This is a genomic window from Paenibacillus sp. ALE3 (assembly GCF_054113405.1).
Window position 1 is genome coordinate 3,248,675 of sequence record NZ_CM134214.1, and the last position, 22,274, is coordinate 3,270,948.

22 protein-coding genes and 1 other RNA gene are annotated in these 22,274 nt (G+C 44.7%); 9 read left to right on the forward strand and 14 right to left on the reverse strand.

The annotated features are described in order from the left end of the window. Nucleotides 1-92 precede the first annotated feature (92 nt). From ACXHJ2_RS14140 to ACXHJ2_RS14160, 5 genes are all read right to left on the reverse strand, one after another. Nucleotides 93-485, reverse strand: coding sequence for a DUF1499 domain-containing protein (locus ACXHJ2_RS14140; protein WP_025676970.1), 393 nt, complete (start codon nucleotides 483-485; stop codon nucleotides 93-95). A 216-nt stretch (nucleotides 486-701) separates the two neighbouring features. After that, nucleotides 702-896: non-coding RNA, 6S RNA (ssrS, locus tag ACXHJ2_RS14145), on the reverse strand. A 58-nt stretch (nucleotides 897-954) separates the two neighbouring features. Then, a complete protein-coding gene (locus ACXHJ2_RS14150) occupies nucleotides 955-1,716 on the reverse strand; it encodes a YesL family protein (protein WP_013370493.1) in 762 nt (253 codons plus the stop codon). A 232-nt stretch (nucleotides 1,717-1,948) separates the two neighbouring features. Continuing rightward, nucleotides 1,949-3,093 (reverse strand): IS3 family transposase gene (locus ACXHJ2_RS14155; RefSeq protein ID WP_457874148.1). Its coding sequence is split into 2 segments (ribosomal slippage): nucleotides 1,949-2,820 and nucleotides 2,820-3,093, totalling 1,146 coding nucleotides; the frame shifts between segments, so codons are not numbered across the junction. Nucleotides 3,094-3,223: 130 nt separating this feature from the next. Further along, complete coding sequence (locus ACXHJ2_RS14160; protein ID WP_013370492.1) at nucleotides 3,224-4,801, reverse strand: DEAD/DEAH box helicase; 1,578 nt, start codon at nucleotides 4,799-4,801, stop codon at nucleotides 3,224-3,226. Between the two features lie 326 nt (nucleotides 4,802-5,127). On the opposite strand from ACXHJ2_RS14160, the gene ACXHJ2_RS14165 reads away from it, so the two are divergent. The 4 genes from ACXHJ2_RS14165 (at nucleotide 5,128) to ACXHJ2_RS14180 (ending at nucleotide 9,269) form a co-directional block, all read left to right on the forward strand. Further along, on the forward strand, nucleotides 5,128-5,949 hold the full coding sequence (locus tag ACXHJ2_RS14165; RefSeq protein ID WP_165084158.1) for a YitT family protein: 822 nt from the start codon (nucleotides 5,128-5,130) through the stop codon (nucleotides 5,947-5,949). A 172-nt stretch (nucleotides 5,950-6,121) separates the two neighbouring features. After that, nucleotides 6,122-6,310, forward strand: coding sequence for a hypothetical protein (locus ACXHJ2_RS14170; RefSeq protein WP_014599634.1), 189 nt, complete (start codon nucleotides 6,122-6,124; stop codon nucleotides 6,308-6,310). 218 nt (nucleotides 6,311-6,528) lie between these two features. Then, nucleotides 6,529-7,707 carry a putative glycoside hydrolase gene (locus ACXHJ2_RS14175; protein WP_165084159.1) on the forward strand — a complete coding sequence of 393 codons (1,179 nt, stop codon included), beginning with the start codon at nucleotides 6,529-6,531 and terminating at the stop codon, nucleotides 7,705-7,707. A gap of 191 nt (nucleotides 7,708-7,898) precedes the next feature. After that, nucleotides 7,899-9,269: an MATE family efflux transporter gene (locus ACXHJ2_RS14180; RefSeq protein WP_165084160.1), complete on the forward strand. Its 1,371-nt coding sequence runs from the start codon at nucleotides 7,899-7,901 to the stop codon at nucleotides 9,267-9,269. On the opposite strand, the gene ACXHJ2_RS14185 is transcribed toward ACXHJ2_RS14180, so the two are convergent. The 5 genes from ACXHJ2_RS14185 to ACXHJ2_RS14205 form a co-directional block, all read right to left on the reverse strand. Then, nucleotides 9,266-9,475, reverse strand: a complete 210-nt coding sequence (locus tag ACXHJ2_RS14185) for a DUF3906 family protein (protein WP_040101660.1) — start codon at nucleotides 9,473-9,475, stop codon at nucleotides 9,266-9,268. The two genes, ACXHJ2_RS14180 and ACXHJ2_RS14185, sit on opposite strands and share 4 nt — an antisense overlap. A 117-nt stretch (nucleotides 9,476-9,592) precedes the next feature. Continuing rightward, complete coding sequence (pfkA, locus tag ACXHJ2_RS14190) at nucleotides 9,593-10,564, reverse strand: 6-phosphofructokinase (RefSeq protein ID WP_013370486.1); 972 nt, start codon at nucleotides 10,562-10,564, stop codon at nucleotides 9,593-9,595. A 23-nt stretch (nucleotides 10,565-10,587) separates the two neighbouring features. Continuing rightward, entirely contained in the window at nucleotides 10,588-11,667 is a 1,080-nt protein-coding gene (locus ACXHJ2_RS14195; protein ID WP_014599633.1) for a tetraprenyl-beta-curcumene synthase family protein, read from the reverse strand. Nucleotides 11,668-11,904: 237 nt separating this feature from the next. Then, on the reverse strand, nucleotides 11,905-13,320 hold the full coding sequence (locus ACXHJ2_RS14200) for an MATE family efflux transporter (protein WP_165084162.1): 1,416 nt from the start codon (nucleotides 13,318-13,320) through the stop codon (nucleotides 11,905-11,907). A 209-nt stretch (nucleotides 13,321-13,529) separates the two neighbouring features. Continuing rightward, complete coding sequence (locus ACXHJ2_RS14205; RefSeq protein WP_013370483.1) at nucleotides 13,530-13,727, reverse strand: cold shock domain-containing protein; 198 nt, start codon at nucleotides 13,725-13,727, stop codon at nucleotides 13,530-13,532. A 173-nt stretch (nucleotides 13,728-13,900) separates the two neighbouring features. Between ACXHJ2_RS14205 and ACXHJ2_RS14210 the strand changes: the two genes are divergently transcribed. The 5 genes from ACXHJ2_RS14210 to ACXHJ2_RS14230 all read left to right on the forward strand — a co-directional run bounded on the left by ACXHJ2_RS14210 (nucleotide 13,901) and on the right by ACXHJ2_RS14230 (nucleotide 17,856). Further along, nucleotides 13,901-14,134, forward strand: coding sequence for a hypothetical protein (locus tag ACXHJ2_RS14210; protein WP_014599632.1), 234 nt, complete (start codon nucleotides 13,901-13,903; stop codon nucleotides 14,132-14,134). A 7-nt stretch (nucleotides 14,135-14,141) separates the two neighbouring features. Beyond that, nucleotides 14,142-14,330, forward strand: coding sequence for a hypothetical protein (locus tag ACXHJ2_RS14215; RefSeq protein WP_013370481.1), 189 nt, complete (start codon nucleotides 14,142-14,144; stop codon nucleotides 14,328-14,330). Nucleotides 14,331-14,529: 199 nt separating this feature from the next. Next, nucleotides 14,530-16,326 (forward strand): oligoendopeptidase F, encoded by a 1,797-nt coding sequence (gene pepF / locus ACXHJ2_RS14220; RefSeq protein ID WP_013370480.1) that lies wholly within the window; start codon nucleotides 14,530-14,532, stop codon nucleotides 16,324-16,326. 56 nt (nucleotides 16,327-16,382) lie between these two features. Then, nucleotides 16,383-16,805, forward strand: a complete 423-nt coding sequence (locus ACXHJ2_RS14225; protein ID WP_013370479.1) for a LapA family protein — start codon at nucleotides 16,383-16,385, stop codon at nucleotides 16,803-16,805. Between the two features lie 13 nt (nucleotides 16,806-16,818). After that, nucleotides 16,819-17,856 carry a M42 family metallopeptidase gene (locus tag ACXHJ2_RS14230; protein WP_165084163.1) on the forward strand — a complete coding sequence of 346 codons (1,038 nt, stop codon included), beginning with the start codon at nucleotides 16,819-16,821 and terminating at the stop codon, nucleotides 17,854-17,856. 89 nt (nucleotides 17,857-17,945) lie between these two features. Here the strand turns inward: ACXHJ2_RS14230 and ACXHJ2_RS14235 are convergent, their stop codons facing one another. The 4 genes from ACXHJ2_RS14235 to ACXHJ2_RS14250 form a co-directional block, all read right to left on the reverse strand. Continuing rightward, complete coding sequence (locus ACXHJ2_RS14235; protein WP_040101663.1) at nucleotides 17,946-19,895, reverse strand: ABC-F family ATP-binding cassette domain-containing protein; 1,950 nt, start codon at nucleotides 19,893-19,895, stop codon at nucleotides 17,946-17,948. Nucleotides 19,896-20,017: 122 nt separating this feature from the next. Continuing rightward, nucleotides 20,018-20,596 carry a TetR/AcrR family transcriptional regulator gene (locus tag ACXHJ2_RS14240; protein WP_025676981.1) on the reverse strand — a complete coding sequence of 193 codons (579 nt, stop codon included), beginning with the start codon at nucleotides 20,594-20,596 and terminating at the stop codon, nucleotides 20,018-20,020. 67 nt (nucleotides 20,597-20,663) lie between these two features. After that, complete coding sequence (locus ACXHJ2_RS14245; RefSeq protein ID WP_165084165.1) at nucleotides 20,664-21,470, reverse strand: DUF92 domain-containing protein; 807 nt, start codon at nucleotides 21,468-21,470, stop codon at nucleotides 20,664-20,666. 162 nt (nucleotides 21,471-21,632) lie between these two features. Beyond that, nucleotides 21,633-22,256: a fumarylacetoacetate hydrolase family protein gene (locus ACXHJ2_RS14250; RefSeq protein WP_165084167.1), complete on the reverse strand. Its 624-nt coding sequence runs from the start codon at nucleotides 22,254-22,256 to the stop codon at nucleotides 21,633-21,635. Nucleotides 22,257-22,274: the final 18 nt, after the last annotated feature.

Genomic DNA, 22,274 nt, shown 5'->3' on the forward strand with positions numbered 1-22,274 from the left:
CAAGATCGAATATTAAAAAAGCGAGTGAAGGATGGCCTTCCTCGCTTTTTTGATGTTTGTCTACCACATCACTACTCCCATACAACCTGCTATTACTGTACGACCTTATAAGCGGACAGCTTCTTGTCGATCATAGCGAACAGTTGCAAAATAATGCGGTAATTCGCACCCAAGTCCCCTAACGATCCGCGTGAAGCAGAATAAATATCCACCGCACTTCGAACTGGCGAGACAGATAAAATTGAAACGGTAATGTCGACGGTTCTGCCGAACGCCGTTCGCTTCTCCAACGTAATCTCACCTACGGATGCTACCTCATGGAGTACCTTGTAGCCAGGAATCTTTTTCATGATAGATGATACTTCTTCCCAAGCCTTGTCTCTCGATAAGTTATAATAGCGTGTCTTCATTTGGGGGTCCTTGACCCGGTCGCTTGTACCTTCTTGGCTGCGCACAATCCCTACCAGAGTCCTCTTCAACGACAAGACATTTCCTCCTTCACGATAATCGCTACCTAATCATACGACACATCGGCTTCCTCTGCTGCAAGCGCTTTATAAAATACGATAAACAACCGAAAATGAGTCCGATCATGCCTTTGGTATGCGACCTTAGTACCTCATGTCTTAGTTTAACATTGTTGCATACAAAAAACACCCTGTTTCTGCATAAGCAGTACCAGAGTGTGTTCATTACATTATGGAGTACCCGCCGATGCCGTCCGACCAAAGCGTCTTCTGAACCTGCTTTAGCAGGTGGGTGACCGCAGAATAAACTTTTGAAGTCCCCTTGTCAGCAATTGACAGGGCTTTTCAGCTATTCATTCGTATAGATCTCCCTAGACATTGTCATTGGTTCAAAACAACAAATGACCGTAACGTGCATCGCAGGATGTGACCTTATTATAGCGCTTCTCACTCAAAAAGTAAATGCTAGGAGAAATATGTTTTATTTTTAGAGGTTATCACTTTTTTTGTCTTCCATGCTTGCCTTTTCCTCGTCTTTCTGTTTCATCTTCTCCATTTGATCCTGCATTTTGAGGAAGGTTCCGTAAAAATTAAAAAAAGCGAACCAGGCAACTACACTGCCGATGAAAAATAAGAAAAGCACGGGATATTTAACTCCAATGTATATAACAACGGCGCTGCCGAGCATGGTGGAAAATACACGGAATGGTCGAATCAGCGTCAATAAAACTGCATTCTTAATAATTTGTCCGGTAGACATATGATAGTGAACTACCATCGAAAAGAAGTTAAACATAGACACAAGCAAAATAATAATGAGGATCAGCATGATGACGCCCACGATTTGCAAGTTGCTGAGCTGTGTCATATATACAGTGTAATCCACATACATAACGACAAACAATAGCGTGTAAAAGATACCCCCAATCAGACTCTGCTTATAGTTCTCTTTATATCCTTTAAAGAAGGTACGAAACACGCCTGTATCGGTATCGCCCATCACCCATTTGCGAACCACTGCGAACAAAGCCGATGTTGCTGGAAATAAAGTAAGCGGTGCCAAAATCGCCATCGCCCAGTTCATTTGTAACGATTCATTCGCCAAATTCTGATTCATAACAAGTAATTTCAGTATGAGGCAGAATACAAAAGGCGATGAACATAACACCCACAACAAATTGCTAGCCGCCAGCCGGGTAATCCACTCGGTTAGGCGGTAAATCCCCCCCATAGCTCCTTTAAATTCCAATGTTAGTCTCTCCCTCCGCAAGCCTTGGCAGTTCCAAGACTTATGTTGCTATGCCTGTTAATTCCGGCTCTTGACTATATCATACCGTATTTCAGCCCTAAAGCGCCAGTGAAATCCATACGTGGTCCATTAAAGCTGATCCCATAAATTTCATACATACTGATCAAAAAAAGCCGAAGCTAACAGGGACTGACCCCCGTTTGTGAGACAGGGATCAAAACACCTTCCAAGTTTAAGCAGCCAGTTGTCGGAAATGAACCGGCGACTGGTTGTTTAGTTTTGTTTGAATGCGAATTGAGTTATAGTAAAGGATGTACTCTCGAACGGTCTGCTCGACGATTGCCGTCGTCGTACAGGTTAAACTTTCGAGATAGAACGTTTCAGACTTTAGTGTGGAATGAAACGATTCGATGGGGGCATTATCAGCAGGCGTTCCCTTACGGGACATGCTCATGGTAATGCCTTTTCCTTTTACCGCTTCCTGGTAGGCCAAGGATGTGTAGACGCTGCCTTGATCGCTATGAAGTATTGCACCTGGTAGAGATGGCAACTGACGAAGGGTATCGAGCACAAAGGCGGTGTCCTGCTTGTCAGCTATACTGTATGCCACAATCTCTCCGTTAAACAAGTCTAAAATACTCGACAGATACAACATTCTTCCTCCAAATGGCAAATACGTAATGTCCGTTACAAGTTTTTGCATAGGCGTATCTGCTTCAAACTGTCGCTTTAGTAGATGCTCCGCGATATGAATGGGTTGCCCAGTAGGTTTCCGTTTCTTCGCTTTGACACGACATTGCAGCCCTTCACGCTGCATAATCCGTTGCACGCGTTTGTGGTTTACCGCATACTCCCTCCGAAGCAAGGCGGTGATTTTCCGGTATCCATAACGATATTTATGCTGGATACAGAGTTCACGGATTTTCTCTACCAAGTGATCCTCAAGTTTGCTCGCATACTCCGCCTTCCAGCGATAGTACGTGGCGCGAGAGATTCCTATCCATGCACAAGCTTGCTTCACACTCACTTCCCCTCGGATCGACTCTATCCACTCCATTACGATCTTTGACGATACCTCCTCTCCATTACGCTGTACTTTTTTAGCAACTCTAGTTGTTGTCTCAAAAACCTGTTCTCAGCCTGGACCTTCTCTAATTCCGAAGTGTATTCGGGCCCTTTGCCGTAGCTGTATTGTTTGCCTACAGGCTGCTCTAAACGGTTCTGCTCGCCATTACGGTACCATCTCATCCAAGTTTCCACTTGTGTCTTGTTTCGTATGTTTAATTGCTCCATGATTTCTTTGACCGGTATACCAGCCATTCTCATTTCAATCGCCTTCATTTTAACTTCTAATGGATAACTGACTCTTGTTGCCAACGAAAAAACACCTCCAAGGTTGTCTCCATATCTTACGACATGGTTGCATTCTCTTGAAGGTGTTTTGATTTGTCTCACGTTAAGGGGTCAGTCCCACATTAGCTTCGACTTTTTATTCATTTATTTCTTATTATTCAGAAGAGGAATCTTCACGTCTTGCAGGACGGCGAGTTTCGCCATTGCTGCTCGGGCGTGGTTTGCGATCTCCACTATAGCGGCTTCCGGAATCACGGTTGTAGCCACCGCCTTCTTTGCCACGGTTGTAACCACCGTATCCACCTTTACTGCCGCTACCGCCACGGTTGGAATTATACCCACCGTTGCTACGTCCACTATAGTTGGAAGGCTTGCGTCCGCCAGAACGCACGTCAGGTTTACGACGTTTTGCACGGATCGGATCTTCTGGAGTCAACTCAATAGATGCCTCTCTCTTCTCACCAGTCATCAGCTTCAGAGCTGCGGAGAGGAGTTGAACAGAGTCATATTGCTCCAGCATTTGAATAGCCAAACCTTTGTACTCGTTCAGCTCGCCTTTTTCTACAACTTCTAGAAGACGTTCTGCGATGATACGTTGTTTGCCTTCCAGAGCTTCTGCCAACGTTGGAAGAGGCTTACGTGGAATGCGGTGACGGGTTACACGTTCAATGAAGTGCAAATGGTCAATTTCACGAGGCGTTACGAATGACCAAGCTTCCCCTTCTTTACCTGCACGTCCAGTACGTCCGATACGGTGAACATAGCTCTCCGGATCTTGCGGGAGGTCAAAGTTCACAACGTGAGTTACGCCGGAAACGTCCAAACCACGGGCAGCAACGTCAGTCGCTACGAGCACGTCAATACTTCCGTCACGGAATTTACGCATAACAGCATCACGTTGGTTTTGAGACAAGTCACCATGCAAACCATCTGCGGAATAACCACGTTTTTGCAGAGCTTCAGCCAGCTCGTCTACCCGGCGCTTAGTGCGACCGAATACGATAGCAAGTTCTGGGGATTCCATATCGATCAAACGGCTTAATGCTTCGAATTTTTGACGCTCAGGAACTTCAATATAGGCCTGATCAATCAGCGGAGCGCTAACTTGTTTAGGAATAACTGATACATGCTCAGGATCTTTAAGGAATTGCTCAGCCAATCTTTTAATGTTAGGAGGCATTGTAGCCGAGAACAGCATCGTTTGACGCTCGTCCGGAACCTGCTTCAGAATGGACTGAATATCTTCCATGAAGCCCATATCCAGCATTTCATCTGCTTCATCCAAAACAACGGTGTTTACATCTTCTAGCTTAATGGTTTTACGATTAATGTGATCGAGCAAACGTCCTGGTGTACCAATAATAATTTGAGGTTTCTTTTTCAAAGCGCGAATCTGGCGTACGATATCTTGTCCACCATAGATCGGCAAAGTGCGAAGACCTTTAAAGCGGGAGAGTTTTTCGATTTCTTCAGCCACTTGAATAGCAAGCTCACGTGTTGGAGCCATAATCAGGGCTCTGATTTTTTCATCGTTTTTAGAAATTTTATTGATCATCGGAATACCAAACGCAGCAGTTTTACCAGTACCTGTTTGGGCTTGACCAATCATGTCTTTCCCTTGCAATGCAATCGGGATGGATTTGGATTGAATAGGTGTTGCTTCTTCGAACCCCAGCTCCGTAATCGCCTGAATTACCTTCGGTTCAAGATCAAATTCTGCAAATGTCGTCAAATTTATTCAAACTCCTTCATAATGGTGGATGTGGTGGACAATCCACAATGTTGTCTGTATTCTTAAGTAGCGATATTATTGTATAAGTTTTCCCCAATACAGTGACAGTTTATTTAACTCTATAACTGCATCTTTTTGTAATGAATTCGGGGAACCCTATCCGATACATCTTAAACGAATTTACCCTTTTTAAAACAGTTTAAATTTTAAGTGTTTCTCTGGACATAGGTCCCTACTCAAGAATATCCACATCGCATTATAGCACAGAACAATTCATGAATACCAGTAAGTTGCTTTCTGTATAATTAAAATGAGGTGAAAAAAAGTTGTTAAAAAAAGTGTTAAACTGCTTAACTGTTATTCTTGGAGCCGCTGCCATAGCATGCGGTTTTAATCTGTTTCTCGTCCCACATCACTTGCTGAGCGGGGGAGTAGCCGGACTTTCCATGCTAATTGGCTATTTCACAAAATTCGATATCAGCACCATGTATTTTATCATCAATATCCCGATGCTGATTGCAGGCTGGTTTATTTTAGGCAAACGTTTTATTAGTCTGAGCATTCTGTCAGTTATCGTTACCACGTGGATTTTGGCCTGGGTACCCGTACATTCTGTTGTGTCTGATCCCCTGTTGGCCTCTGTCTTTGGAGGGGTCATGGTAGGCATTGGAGCGGGAATTTCCTTTCGGGTAGGAGGGTCTACAGGCGGTTTTGACATTATCGGTTCCATCGTTACCACTTATCGGGACTTCCCTGTCGGAACTGTACTTGTAGGCTTGAATGGAATGGTCATTCTCGCAGCAGGATATTTGAACGATGATTGGAATATTGCACTGGCTTCCATGTTATCCATTTTTGTGACTGGTAAAGTGTTGGATCAAATCTACGTGAGTCATACGAAGATCACCGTTTACATCATTACAGAGCACACTGACAAGCTACTTAGCCGGATGTTGACCACGCCACGAGGTGTCAGCAAAATAAAAATTGAAGGTGCATTTTCACATACTGAAAAGGACATGCTGATGACTGTTACGACACGCTACGAGCTTGTTGAATTAAAACGTATCATTAAGGAAGTAGACCCTTCTGCTTTTGTCAATATTGTGGAAACGGTTGGAGTAATGGGTTCATTTCGCCGAAGATAAGCACAAACCCAAGTGTCAAAATGAAGCTTTTGTGGTACACTATATGTGCGCTGTTCCCATAGTATATAAAGACCAGCTTTACCTGCTATTTCACAGGCACTTTGCTTTTCCGAATCGTATTGAATGATTCTTTTGGAATGATTCCGAGCAGGAAAGGGTGATTTTTGTGGAAATGGAAACGGTAAAACTGTCCGACATTGTCTTAAGATGGTACCCGGAAATGCTCCCTTCTCTCAAAAAGAATGAGCTAAACTCGATGATTGTGCTTCGAGACGGGTTGTCCATACTCAAGCCAACGGATGCGCTTGAAATTATTCAGTACAGTATTTGTGAGCACCAAGACAATAACTATCTTCAATAAATCTTTTTTGCCAAATGCCGCTTCTTCCGGTTGTATCCACAACCGTGAAGAGAGCGGCATTATTTATGCATATTTACGGATTCATCGAGCGATAGTTAGGTTAATCATGTAAGACTATGCCTGATGATGCCAGTATTGGTTACAAGCGTGTTGTTTTTTCCATCCATAACTTTACGTATAATCAGGTAAGCGCCATACATAAGGGAGAGAGTTAGGAAATGAATATGATTTGGGCAATTATGCTATTCGCAATGGGAATAGGCGGAAACGGGGACCCGTCAGCCAACGTCCCAAATGTAAAAGATACAGTGGCAACGACAATCAGCAGCGCTATAATCCAGGCACAACATAGTAATATAAAGGTAGATGCCTCCAATCCGCCGGTTAAAATTGACCCACAGCCGACCACGCCAGCGATTAAAGGCATCTATGTCACAGCCTATAGCGCAGGCGGTTCACGTATGACCCAGCTACTCGAATTGCTGGACAAGACAGAGCTCAATTCCATGGTTATCGATATTAAGGACGATGCAGGTTACATCACGTATCCAACGACCAACCCCGAGCTTTTGAAATTGGGCAAGCCACAAAAATTCATCAAGGATATTTCCGGCTTGATGCACCGTTTGAAAAAACATAATGTTTATCCGATTGCTCGTATTGTTGTATTTAAAGATACGGTACTGGCCAACAAAAATCCTGAGATGTCCTTCCGCAATGCTGACGGCTCTGTTTGGAAAAACGGCAAGGGAGATGGATTCGTCAATCCCTATAATAAAGAAGTATGGGATTATAATATCGCCATTGCCAAGGAAGCAGCAAAACTCGGTTTTAAGGAAATCCAATTTGACTATGTACGTTTTCCTGAGGGCTTTGAAAAAAGAGCAGACAAACTTAAATATACCAAATCAGATCAATCCCGCTCGGATACGGTCGCTGAATTCGTACAATATGCCCGCAAAGAGCTTGCTCCACTAGGTGTGAGGGTATCGGTAGATATTTTCGGATATGCCGCATCCGTTCCTGCTGCCGAGGGAATCGGACAGGATTTCACTAAAATCTCTGAAAATGTGGATGTCATTTCACCGATGGTTTATCCAAGTCACTACACAACAGGCTGGTTCGGTGTAAAGGACCCCGATAAAAACCCATACCAGACGATCAAAGGCTCCATGGCCGATACACACAAAAAACTCGATCCTACAGGCAAGCTAAAGCCAATTATTCGCCCTTGGATTCAGGATTTTACCGCAAGTTGGTTAGGAAGCGGACATTATGCCAAATATGGGAAAACACAAGTCGAGGACCAAATTCGCGCGCTTAAGGACATGAAGGTGGACGAATATTTACTCTGGAATGCCACTAACCGTTATACAAGCGGAGTAACTTATAAATAATTATTTCTCTGGACTTCTTTTTGTATAAGAATTTTAGAACTTATATCAAATATATCGAAGACTGCCCCGTTGTTTGACGAACGGATGCAGTCTTTTTTATTGCTGTTCAATTGTTGTAGTATCCCTTACAATAAAATTTACATGTTATGATATATACAAATAATAAACCCAAGTAAATGAGGAAAACAAAAATGCAATTGACTCTAACAATGGGTCAGAAATGGAAGCAGCTTTTTTACATTTTGCTTCCTATTCTGATTACCCAGCTTGCACTATCTGCCATGACTTTTTTTGATACTAATATGTCGGGGCACTTTTCCCCTGCTGATCTGGCTGGAGTAGCTATCGGAGTAAGCCTGTGGGTTCCTGTACAAACAGGCCTTAATGGGATACTGATGGCTATTACCCCTATTGTATCCCAATTGCTAGGAGCACAGCGTAAAGATAAGGTCTCCTACTATGTCATTCAGGCTCTTTGGCTATCTCTCGTCCTATCCATCGTCGTCTTGATAGCCGGGATCATTTTGGTAAAGCCTATATTAAACAGTATGAATCTGGAATTGAGAGTTCATAATGTGGCTCTGTACTACCTTTGTGCGATGGCCTTCGGTGTTGTTCCTCTATTTGCCTATACCGTGCTTCGCAGCTTTATGGATGCATTGGGACAAACCCGTTTTACGATGTTAATCACGCTCATGTCATTGCCCATCAATGTTTTATTGAACTATCTACTTATTTATGGTAACTGGGGTTTTCCGCGTTTGGGGGGTGTAGGCTCCGGGGTAGCAACAGCTACTACCTACTGGATTATTATGCTGGTCGCTGGTATTACTGCTCATCATGGACAAATATTTGCCGAATACCGAATCTTTAGCAAAATATACGGGATTGCGGCCGGTGCTTTAAAAGAGCTTATCAAGATCGGGGTACCTATTGGATTTGCTATATTTTTTGAGACTGCCGTCTTTTCAGCTGTCACGCTCTTCATGAGCAGCTATAACACAGCTACCATAGCCGCTCATCAGGCAGCCATGAACTTTGCATCTACGCTGTATATGATTCCACTCAGTATTTGCATGGCACTTACGATTCTGGTCGGCTTTGAAACAGGAGCTGCCCGTCCACGAGATGCCAAAACTTATAGTGTAATGGGCATTAGCAGCGCAGTAGGTCTATCCTTAATTACAGCTATTGTACTGCTCATCTGGGGTGAACAGGTCGCTCGGCTTTACTCTACCGACCTGCAGGTCATTCAATTAGCCCAGCATTTTTTAATCTATGCGATTTTCTTTCAGATCTCTGATGCTGTCGCTACACCAACACAAGGTGCGCTACGTGGGTATAAAGATGTCAATCCGGCGTTTTTACTCACATTCCTGTCCTATTGGGTTATTGGGCTTCCTGTAGGGTATATACTCGCACGCTGGACCACATGGGGGCCTTACGGCTATTGGATTGGCTTGATAACAGGTCTGGCCGTAGGTGCTATTTTACTTCTCTGGCGTTTGGTAAAAGTGCAGCATCGTTTTGCCCAACAAAAACAACACGCAGAGACTAATTAGTCTTTGCGTGTCTCGATGACATATGCTGTACCAGCAGTTATTCGTTTTTTCTCTACGATAGCCACTTCCTTTAGCTCGGGGGGATATAAAAAGTGCCTCTCCACATGTTGATCCATTTCCTCAAATGCCTGTTCTTCATTCTCAGCAGCAAGAATGACGGTTAGAGCTCCTTCCGAGCTGTCCACTTCCATTTTGAATAAATACATGCATGATTACCTCCTAGCCCTATTCAATGCTAAAAAAATAGCGGATGACTCAGGTCATCCGCATAATTTTAATTTTTCCCCATATCAGAACCGATCTACTAAACGTAAAAGTTCTTATTATTGGGACAAACGCAGAGCCAACTCATAAAGCTCCATGTTGAAATCTTTTTTGGTATTTACAACCTTGTCAATATCTGTAGCTACCAGCTTACCGTCGATCGTTCCGCAAGCTTTGTCAGATACACCCTCAATCAATTGACGAACAGCAAAGTCACCCAAACGGCTTGCGAGGTTACGGTCAAACGCAGTTGGTGTACCTCCACGTTGAATGTGTCCAAGCACTGTAACACGAGGCTCATAATCCGGACAATTTTCTTGGATTACTTTTGCTACTGTTTCGCCTTTACCTACACCCTCAGCAACGATAATGATACTGTGGCGTTTGCCATGTTTGAAGTTTTGTTTCATTCGATCGGATACTTCATTCAGATCAAATTCCACCTCAGGTACCAAGATCGTTTCTGCACCGGAAGCCAGGCCTGCATGGAGAGCAATATCGCCACAATGACGTCCCATAACTTCCACGATGGAAGAACGTTCATGGGAAGACATCGTATCACGCAGCTTGTTGATTGCGTCCACTACAATACTAACCGCAGTATCAAAACCAATAGTATAGTCTGTGAAGGAAATATCATTGTCAATCGTTCCTGGAAGACACATGGTTTTAATGCCTTGCTTGGTCAGCTTGTTAGCTCCTTGGTAAGAACCGTCGCCACCAATTACGACTACGCCGTCAATTCCACGATTACGCAAAATTTCAGCGCCACGTTTCTGGCCTTCTTCAGTCGTAAATTCCAGGCATCTTGCAGATTGAAGTACAGTACCCCCACGTTGGATAATATCTCCGACGCTTCTCAGGTCCATTGGAAAAATATCGTCGTTCAAAAGACCTTGATATCCGCGTTGGATCCCGAATACTTCCAGTCCGAAATACAATCCGCTACGCACAACGGCGCGAACTGCCGCGTTCATCCCTTGTGAATCTCCACCACTTGTTAATACTGCAATTTTCTTAACTGCTGTCATGATTTATGACCTCCTCAAAATAATCATATAAGCCTTCTTATCCATCGACTGTTTAATAAGAAAAACAAACGCATGAGCGGACTATTTTTCATTAAACGTCTCGAAACAGCGCGAACATCCTGCTGCTCACTAACTTTAGGGTCGGATAAATATAAAGCCAGCAATCCCTCGATAATCATCCGGTGAAAGGAGCTGGCAGGGACATCTGCAATATCAGCCCGCGCCCGATTCACAACGTAGGCGATCCGGTCCAGCATCATGTCGGCATCTTCATAATAATTGCAAAAGTTAAGATCTCCGCCCTTCCGGTCTTCGTCTTGATCGATTAGATAATCCAGCAAAATATGAAGACTGCACACATGTGGAAAATACGATGCATGTATTGAGGCAGCCCCCGCATCTGTGAGATGCCGGTCGCTGGCAGCAAGAAACAGCATAAAGACCCCCAGGGTTGAGCCAGTAGCCGCAGCAAACTCGTTCCAGCGCAGCTCGGGTGTACGGTCCTTATGAATCGACCACCAGTCCAAAAGCGCTTGTTCCCGCAGCTCGGGTTTAATATGCTTGTATACTTGCAAATCCGTGTATAATCGCGCCAAATCCTGAACGTAAGGCATTGCCGCCTCATAGCCCGGAAGCCTGCTTACACAAGACTGACAGGTTGTCACCAGCCCGGTCAAATAACCGCCATCCTCCTGCTCACGACGCAACTCATAATAATTCACTGGCCTAGCCGCCGGATTAACCGCATCCAGCATAGACTGATGCAGCAACCTAAAATCATCCGGGTCCATCGACGTACTGCGATCACACAGGTTGTCCAGATAATCGCTAATCGTCTGGTACGCCACAATCAACGGAATTAGCGTCTGCCGGTCAGACATATTGGCTGCAGCATAAACCGCTCCCCCTACGCAGTGAAACGTCTTCTCTGCTATGCTCGCAAGCGCCTGGCTTCTCAGCTCAGGGTCCGGAATCTGTTCGGCCTTGCTCTTCCAGTTACTCAATTCTTGTTTCGTTTCAGGGAGAATGTGCTTGTACATTCGGCTCATTAGACCTATGGGGCCTCTCGGTACTTGATAACGTCCTTGCTCAACATAACTCAAATGACGGTGCCTCCACATTGTTGTCTACGTAATTATACCTATCCAAACCATATTCATTATAATATGATCGACCTTTTAGCACAAATGAACAACCTCACTTTTTTCTTTCATTTTCAAGAAAAATGAGTTCTTCTCACAAAAACGCTTTGTATCTGTGCTATTGAATCAATCAAAAATAGGAGTTTAACAAGATTCACCCTTATAAGACTTTAATCGCAAATAGTAGAAATGTCCTACCTAGCCCTTGTCCTCTGCCAACTTCATGACTTGGTTGCCCTCTCCCATGCTAGCCTGCTTCCATTTCCCGAAAAGGTAGTAGAAAATAACTGCAACGGCGGAGATCGTAAAACCAACAGGAAAGCTCCACCATACAGCATCTAGACCATACTTATCGACAAATGCATAGGCCAAAGGTATACGAATGCCCCATAATGAAATAATGGTAATTAAAAGCGGTACCATTACAGAGCCTGTAGATCGAACAACGCCTGTAATGACATTGGTAATACCGAATATAACAAAAGACCACAACGTGATCAGATTAATCTGCATACCCAGTTCCAATGCCCCTCCCGTAGAAGGGAGAAACATCAGCAAGGCTTGACGGTTAAACACGTAAATGAGTCCCACAGCCCCACCAGTCAATACAAAATTATATACAATCCCAATCCAGGTTGTCCTGCGTACTCGATCCCAGCGTCCGGCTCCGATATTTTGAGCGGCGAAGGAAGATACAGCTGCACCTAATGCCATGGCCGGCATCTGCACATAGCTGGACAAATTGTTAGCTGCTGTATAGGCTGCCGCTGCGACTGTCCCGTAACCGTTGATCAGATTCATTAAAGCAATCGCACTGGTAGAGACAGCAATCATTTGTAGTCCCATCGGAACTCCCTTACGAATAAGAGTCCAAATAATCTTCCAATCAAATCGAAGTAAGTGAAGCTCTGAAGATGTAATGCGCAGAAAATATTTTACACGATATAGGTAAATGAGAATCAACACAAAGCTGATCCCTTGAGCAATCAGGGTAGCTGCGGCAGAGCCTCCGATGCCCATAGCAGGAATCGGTCCCCATCCAAATATGAGTAGTGGGTTAAGTAATACATCCAGTACGACGGAAACGAGCAGAAAATAAAATGGTGTTTTGGAATCTCCAGCCCCTCTCATTACGGTCATGATGTAGTTATAGCCGTACAAAAAGGGCATACCCGCGAAAATAATGCGTGTATAGGTGATCGCCATATCGACTGATTCGGCAGGCGTATTGAGCACATGAAGAATCCAAGGTGAGCCCAAAAAACCAATAATACCTATAGCAAAAGCGAGCACCAGGAAAAAGACAGCGCTTGTACCTACTACACGCTTCGTTTCCGCTATGTCACCCGCTCCGATATTTTGTCCGATCAGAATAGTGGCCGCCATAGTGACCCCAAAAATCGAGCTGATCAGAAAGAACATTATAATATTTCCGTTCGAAGCGGCAGTCAACGCAGCTTCTCCCAGAAACTTTCCAACCCAGATTGAATTAATCGTTCCATTCAAGGATTGCAGAATATTTCCGAACAGCATCGGCAAAGAGAACATAAACAGTGTTTTGGCAATGGGGCCTTCAATCAGGGAAGGATTACGATTAGCCTCTGCTGCACTCATTTTCTCAACTCCTTTCAACTTACAATAACTCATATTTAGTTTTATTACGTATAATACCCTATTCGAGCTCAATCTTTTCATTTCACAAACGTTTTTACGCAAAAAAGCGCAGCTCCTTAAATGTAAGGAACTGCGCTCTCAATTCATCGTTTAACCGTAATATATAAGACATCCGTAAAAACGGAACATTTCTTACAATTCAGTTACACTTACAGTTTGATTACGTTAGCTGCTTGTGGTCCACGGTTGCCTTCAGTAATTTCGAATTCAACCTCTTGACCTTCTTCCAAAGTTTTAAAACCGTCGCCTTGGATTGCGGAGAAGTGTACAAATACATCCTCGCCACCCTCAACTTGAATGAAGCCATAACCTTTTTCTGCGTTAAACCATTTAACTGTACCTTTCAAGTGAACAACCTCCTAAAAATACCGCCATCTATGGCGAATATCCATATTATACTTCATGCTTTTTCACATTGCAATTGGTGTTTTTCCGGGTTTTACGGTCTGGAATGATTTGCTTTTGCGGCGGAAACTGCGGTATCATGAACCAAAACATCTATAAAATCGGAGACATGCATATGATGAAAAAACACGAAATATACAAAAAAGACAAGTGGAATATGATGACTGTCGAGGTGCAGGGCCGTTACATCGTTTTGCGGGAAATATCTGATGATTGGGGCGAGGAAGCCCACACGTTTTTGAGCCGTCCTGCGCTTATGCATTGGGCTGAAAATCGTTTTCCCAAGCAATCCTTTCAAGATAATGAGGAAGAGTGGCAGCGGATCATGAACGCTTTCAAACAGGTGTAGCCTATTCATGGTGTCCAACAGCTATCTCATCTTCATTATTCTGGCCTTCACGCTGGGCGGAGTGCTGATCATGAAGCGTGAAACGATACCGGCTCCTCTCAAAAAGTGGATGGCCCTCACTGCCGTAATCATGATTTGCCTTGCCTTTTATCTTATTGTATACAGCTTATTAAATATAGGTTCCAACCCACAGTAAGGAAAATTATACTTTCAGGGGCAAAAGGTCATACTATGGTATAACAAGCCATGGTATAAGGAGGATATGCCGTTACATGCATCCTGTAAAACCTCTTGCCCTGCTGCTTACAGTAAGTGTGGCGGTTTCCTCGTTTTGGCATCCGCCCCTTACCGCCGCAGCCCTATCCCACATTACGTTCGATCAGAGGAGGCTCTCCATGAGTGAAATTGTAAAACGCGCTGATGCGCCAGTGGAAAATACATGGAAACTGGAAGACCTGTTCCCCAACCGCAAGGCATGGGATCAAGAATACGAAGAAGTCAAACAATTGGCCAAAAAGGCTGCTCAATTTCAAGGCAAGCTCAACTCAGCCGAAGCGATTGGCAACTGCTTCAAACTCGAAGATGAGCTGTCGCTCAAAACTGAGCGTGTATATGTGTATGCCCATCTTCATCATGATGAAGATACGGCTGAACCTACATATCAAGGTCTTTCGCAAAAAGCTAAAAAGCTAGGCGTTGAAGTCAGCGAGTCCCTATCATTCGTCACACCTGAAATTTTGGCGCTGCCAGATTCTCAGCTTGATGCCTTCATTGAAGATCCGAAGCTTTCGGATTATAAGTTCACACTTCAAGAAATGAAGCGGGAAAAAGCACATGTTTTGGGCAAAACAGAAGAAGCGCTGCTCGCTCAGGTTGGCAATCTGGCTCAAGCCCCGCAAACGATTTTTGGGATGCTCAATAACGCGGATCTGAAGTTTCCGAAAATCAAGGATGAGCATGGCAAAGAGGTCGAGCTGACTCATGGCAGCTACATTCAATTTCTCGAAAGTCCACACCGCGAAGTACGTGAACGTGCTTTTAAAGCGGTATATGACACATATGCGAAAAATAAAAATACGATTGCTTCTACATTGAGTGCCAATGTGAACAAAAATATTTTTTATTCTCGTGTTCGCAAATACCCTTCCGTACTGGAAATGTCACTATACGGCGACAATATTCCGAAGGAAGTGTATACGAATCTTATTGATACGATTCATGAAAGCTTGCCCCTGCTTCACCGTTATATCAAGCTGCGTAAAAAGCTGCTAGGTGTGGATGAGCTACATATGTATGATTTATTTGCTCCGCTTGTGGACGAATATAAGATGGATATTACGTATGAGGACGCCAAAAAGCAAACCAAAGAAGGCCTTAAGCCTCTGGGCGAGGACTATCTGGCTTCATTGCAAAAAGGCTATGATGAGCGCTGGATTGATGTATATGAAAATGAAAATAAACGTACAGGCGCCTATAGCTGGGGAGCTTATGGCACCCACCCTTATGTGCTTCTGAACCATAAAGATAACCTGAACAGCATGTTCACGCTTGCACATGAAATGGGGCATGCGCTGCATTCGTACTATTCAGACAACGCATTGAAGTACCGGGATGCACAATATACTATTTTCCTGGCTGAAGTGGCTTCCACTACTAATGAAGCCTTGCTGATGGATTATTTGCTGAACAAATCTACCGATCCAAAAGAGAAAATGTACCTCCTCACCTATTATGCGGACCAATTCCGTACAACGGTATTCCGTCAAACGATGTTTGCGGAATTCGAGAAGATTGTACATGAGCGTGCTGAACAGGGAGAATCCCTTACACCGCAGCTTTTGTCGGAGATTTACTATGATCTGAATGTGAAATATCACGGACCTGGCATGAAGGTAGACAAAGACATAGAAATGGAATGGGCACGAATCCCTCATTTTTATAACAGCTTTTATGTCTACAAATATGCTACCGGCTTCTCGGCAGCAACCAGTTTTTCGAAACAGATTCTGGAAGAAGGCCAGCCAGCCGTTGACCGTTACTTAGGCTTCCTAAAGAGCGGTGGCAGTGATTATTCAATCAATATTTTGAAGAAAGCTGGCGTTGACATGTCCTCACCGCAGCCGATTCGCGAAGCAATGAGCGTATTTGAGGAAGTCATTACGGAAATGGAAAAACTAACTGAAGGAAAGTAAAACCGTGCACACTTAGAATCCCGCATTAAAAAGATGCACGGATAAATCCCTTGTCCATGGCGGACAAGGGATTTTATAATGTAACGGAAGGAGGTGGCATTTTGAAAACACAATGGTCTTTGATCGCAGCACTTGTTATAGCTTTGTTAACAGCTGTTTTTGCTGTTATTAATGTCAATTCGGTTCAAGTGAACCTTCTGTTTAGTAGGGTTAGCATCCCTTTGATTCTACTTATTCTCGGTTGCACTCTTTTAGGTGGACTTATTGTCGGTTCTTTCGGTATCTTCCGCCAATATAGGCTTCAGAGAGAGATTAAACGTCTGACTAATCAGCTTCATACACTACAAGAAGAGCACACATCGGCAGTCGAAGCATATGCGAATGTGTCCAGTGACACGACTGGTTCTTCCAGCACGGTGTCTACATCCGACCCAGGTATAGAGCAATCGTCCTCTAACCCTGATCGGTTGTCCAAATGAGGAGGAGCAACAAATGACAATTCAATTAAATGAAAACTATATCATGAGCCTTTTAAATCAGCTTTTGAACACGCCTAGTCCCAGTGGATATACACATCATGTAATGGAGCTGATTCGTAAGGAAGCCGAAAAGCTAGTAGTACCCCTCGAATGGAATGCAAAAGGCGGTGCTATCCTGACTCTGGAAGGTCAAGCAACGGACCGTACAGTGGCGCTTAGCGCGCATGTGGATACATTGGGCGCAATGGTACGTTCGATTACAGCGCATGGTACCCTACGCCTGACATCTGTGGGTGGCTTCATGATGAACAGCATTGAGAACGAATACTGCCTTATTCATACCAGAAGCGGACAAACCTATACGGGCACTATTCTATCCAGCCACCCATCCGTGCACGTCTATGATGATGCACGAAGCTTTGATCGTAAGGAGAGCCATATGGAGGTACGGATTGACGAGCTTGTCGAGTCGAAAGAAGACGTGCTTCAGCTCGGTATTTCGGTGGGCGATTTTATTTCGTTCGATGCGCGCCCAGTCGTAACGCCCAGTGGCTTTATCAAGTCGCGGCACTTGGATGATAAAGCCAGCGTAGCGGCACTGTTTGGTTTATTAGAATCATCTGTACATGGAGGCTGGAAGCCTCGACATACTGTTAAATTGCTCATTTCCAACTATGAAGAAGTGGGGCATGGAGCGGCTTACATACCCGAAGGAATCAGTGAGATGATTGCTGTCGACATGGGCTGCATAGGTGAAGATCTAAGCTGCAAGGAAACGGACGTTTCCATCTGTGCCAAAGACTCCTCAGGTCCTTACGACTACAACATGACAACCCGTCTGATTGAGCTGGCTAAGGAACTGAATATTCCGTATGCGGTAGATATTTATCCACACTATGGCTCAGACGCTTCGGCTGCGCTTAAAGCAGGCAATAACATTCGTGCTGCACTGATCGGACCTGGCGTACACGCCTCTCACGCAATGGAACGCACGCATAAGCAGGCCGTAGTGAACACTGCCCGTCTGCTCGCGGCTTACGTAACAGCTTAACCATTTTATGCTGCATGGAAAACAGGTGCACATACTTCTATTTCTACAAAAAAGCAAGCCTCCATCTAAATGGAGACTTGCTTTTATTTTTAAGATTTACTTTGTTCAATTTGCTCGGCTAGCTCATTCAAATAGGTCCAGCGTTCCATTTGGTACTCTAGATGCTGTTCGGCCTTCGCTTGCTCAGCCATGAGCTCCTGCAACCGTGCCGAATCGCTGAAAGATTCCTCCATCTGTCGCTGAATATCGGCCAATTTCTGTTCGGCTTGTTCAATCAGCTCATCAATCTGCTCATATTCCCGCTGTTCCTTAAAGGTAAATTTAAGCTTGGGTTTACTTGTCCCCTTGACTGAATCGGAAGAACCAGCAGACTTAGGCGTAGAAGAACGATTCGAGGAAGCTGTACCCGTCGAGTCAGACGTATTCGCAGAAGATTGAGCATTTTTACTGATCCATTCTGCATACTCGCTATAGTCGCCTACATGTACACGTACTTGCCCATTCCCTTCGAAAGCCAGTATTTTGTCCACGGTCCGATCCAGGAAATAACGATCATGAGAAACGATAAAAACTACGCCCGGGAACTCATCCAGATAGTCTTCCAAAACGGAAAGAGTCTGAATATCAAGATCATTTGTCGGTTCATCCAACAATAGTACATTCGGTGCGGACATAAGGACACGCAGCAGATACAAGCGACGTTTTTCGCCCCCCGATAAACGAGAAATAACCGTCCATTGCGCGCTTGGTGCAAACAGAAACCGTTCCAGCATCTGCGCAGCTGTAATCGTCGAACCGTCTGCCGTACGAATCACTTCGGCTTCTTCCTTAATATATTCAATGACACGCAAGGATTCGTCCATTTCCTGATGTTCTTGAGTAAAATAACCAAGCTTCACGGTCGGTCCCAGTACAACACTGCCGGAATCTGGTTCTAGACGCTGGGCAATCATTTGGAGCAGAGTGGATTTTCCACTACCGTTAGGTCCCAGGATGCCCACACGATCACCAGGAACCGCAATGTAACTCAAATCCTGAATCAGCTTACGAGAATCTACCGATTTGGACAGCTCCTCGATCTCCAATATCTTTTTACCCAGCCGTGTGGAGGCAACGGACATATCTACAGATCCAGAACGAGCTTCCGGTTGCTGATCCCTGAGCTGCTCATAACGGTCAATACGAGCTTTCTGCTTGGTCGAACGTGCCTTTGCTCCTCGGCGAATCCAGGCCAGCTCATTACGCAGCAGGTTCTTCCTTTTTTGTTCCGATGACGCTTCCCGCTCCTCGCGTTCTGCCTTCAGCTCCAGAAAACGGGTATAGTTAGCCTCATAACGGAAAAGGCGACCATGATCCAGCTCTAACATGACATTAGCAACTCTATCCAGAAAATAGCGATCATGCGTGATCATTAATAACGCACCGCGTCTTTTTTGCAAATATTGCTCCAACCATGCAACGGAATCATTATCAATATGGTTGGTAGGCTCGTCCAAAATGAGCAGCTCACAGGGTTGGATCAAAGCCGCAGCCAAAGCAACCCGTTTACGCTGACCACCGGAGAGAACGCCCATTCGAGACTCAAACTGGGTGATCCCCAGTCGGGTAAGTATATTTTTGGCCTCGCTCTCCAGCTGCCATGCTTGGAACGTATCCATTTGTTGGCTTGCTCGCAGCAGGCGGTTTTGGAGCTCCTCGCTACCCGGATTCAACTCCAGTAACTCCATGGTTTCCGTATATTCACGCACTGCTTTCATTTCAGGCTGATTACCATGAAAAATATGCTGGAGTACCTTCATTTCAGGATCAAACTCCGGATTTTGTGCCAGATACTGAATTCGCACATCGTTGTTCACTGCAATATTACCCTCATCTGGCGGCTCTAAGCCGGAAATCACACGTAAAAACGTCGATTTTCCAGTGCCATTTACACCAACAACCCCTATTTTGTCACGCTCATCCATACCGAAGGAAACATCTTCGAACAACATTTTCTCGCCGTAGCTTTTTGTTATATGTTCAACGGTCATAATATTCATTACAGATTCCCTACTCTTCCCCAATTTTGTGATGCATCTTGTCTATTTTAACACAGACACAGCCAATGATTAAAAAAAACCGTTAGCTGAACAATGCCAGTACGGTTTTCAAAGACAACATGTCAGGATTTTTGTACTCCGGCTTCACAGCCATGCATAAATAAATTAGCTGCCAATGCAGCCGTCTGATCCACGTCACATTCACGGAAATCTTGATTCAACAAAATATCCATTTTTAGGCGTTCCATCATACCAATGAATGCCTTCGCATGAAATTCGGGCTGCAATACACCCTCTGACGCCAGTTTATTTTTGACCAGATTGGTATAGTCCTGAATAAATCCCCGCATAAACTCTATGAGATCGGGATCACTATTCGGAGTCATAAAAAATAATTTAGTATGCTGCTTGCGTTTGTAATAATAGTGGAGATGCAAACTCGCCATTCGCAGCAATCCCTCTCCCAAAGTACGATTGACTAATGCGTCTTGCATTTCGGCTAGGTATTGTTCGCAATCTCTACGTGTGACTGCTGTAAATAGCTGCTCTTTACTTTTAAAGTACAAGTATACCGTGCCTTTAGCAACACCTGCTTGTTCTGCAATTTCGGAAATTTTGCTTTCATAAAAGCCTTTGGTGCCGAAGACAGTGTAAGCAGCGTTCAAAATAGCTTCATATTTATCTCCGTGCATTTCACCCATCTTTGCACCTCCTGAAACCATGATTGAAGCACGCAGTTATTCCCTAGAGCGATCTCCAGCCCCGTGTTCAGAGTATAAAGAAAATGCCTGCAAGCGCGACCAATCCTCCGAAAATAGAGCTAATACTATTCACCCAATCATTGCTCATCCAATGCCAGCCTCGTATATAAACTGTCGTTTGTCCACAATGTGTGTCTACTTCTACTTCCCGCTTGCAAACTGGGCAGGAGCGCATCAATTGCACCGTAGCACCAAGATAAGAATCAGCAAAAGCTCCGGCACTGCCGGATATTCCCCCAATCAGTGCCCACAGCCATAACGGCAATTCCGGCATTCCTACGGCGTGTCCAAAGCCCCATGCGCCAATACCGATCAGTATGCCACCAGCCAAGGCCGCAGCCGTTCCTAATACAGATACTCCTCCTGAGGTTCCGGGTGCCAGCACCTTCCCGGTAAGCACCGAACGAGGCGGCTTACGACTCAAGCTTCCAAATTCCGTTGCCCACGTATCGGAGGTGACCGTAGCCATAACACCGACAAATGCCAGTTGCCAGGCAACATGAGGCCATATCGCATAACCTAGGCATAGCAGCATGCCTAATCCCCCATTAGCCCATACTTGCCCTGCATCCCGATTGCCTGTTTTGGCATACGATTTTTCGAGCTCAGCCTTGCGTTCCTTTTTGAACCTCGACAATAGGGTGGACGTGATAAAGAATAAGAGCAATGTACCAAACCAAAACAGGTTGCCCGCCCCATAATACACAGTTCCCATCAGTACAGCCGCAGCAAAGCCGGATAAGGTTAAAGATTTTTTATAAAATGCAGCCCCCGCTACCACAGCAGCGGAAAGCAATCCGATGATCCAGTCCATGATATACCCCCGCATTTGAGATGAATCTCTGTTTTTCGCTTGTAGTTCTGTATATCATTGTACAATGCTGTACGCTTATATAAAAGCCGTGCTCCATGCTTTCGCACAGGACACGGCCTTCACAAGACTTTTTTAAGTATCTTTATTATTGCCACTGTAGATTTAGCCGATGGTGAAGTTTCCCTGACGCTCACTCCCCCAGTAAAGCTCAAAGTGGTCCCCGCTCGTTGTAGGCCCTACACCCGCCGGAGTGCCAGTAAAAATAATATCTCCCCTACCTAGTCCATATTGAGTTGCTATATATTCAACGATGTGCTGGATAGAAAAGATCATGTCCTTGACATGCCCACGCTGCACCTCTTGTCCATTTTTGAATAAGGAAAAATCCTGCTGCTCCAATATGTCCAAGCTCTCCAAAGGCAAGAACGGTGTCACAGGTGCAGACGATTTAAAGCCTTTGGCAGCAGTCCACGGATGGCCTTTTTTCTTGAGCGTACTTTGTACATCACGCAGGGTAAAATCAATGCCAAATGCAAAAGCGTTCAGACACGCATCTGCGGTCATGCCTGGTTCGTAGTTACGGCCTACAGCGACAACCAGTTCAGTCTCAAAATGAATATCTCCCTTACCTTGAGGAAGCTCCAGCGCAGCACCATCCAGCGGCACAACCGCATGAGATGGCTTCAAGAAAATCATTGGTTCTGTCGGAACCTCATTCCCCAGTTCCTCCGCATGCAACTTATAATTGCGTCCGACACAATAAACATTACGAATTTCTACGTTCATTATGATCCGTCACCCTTC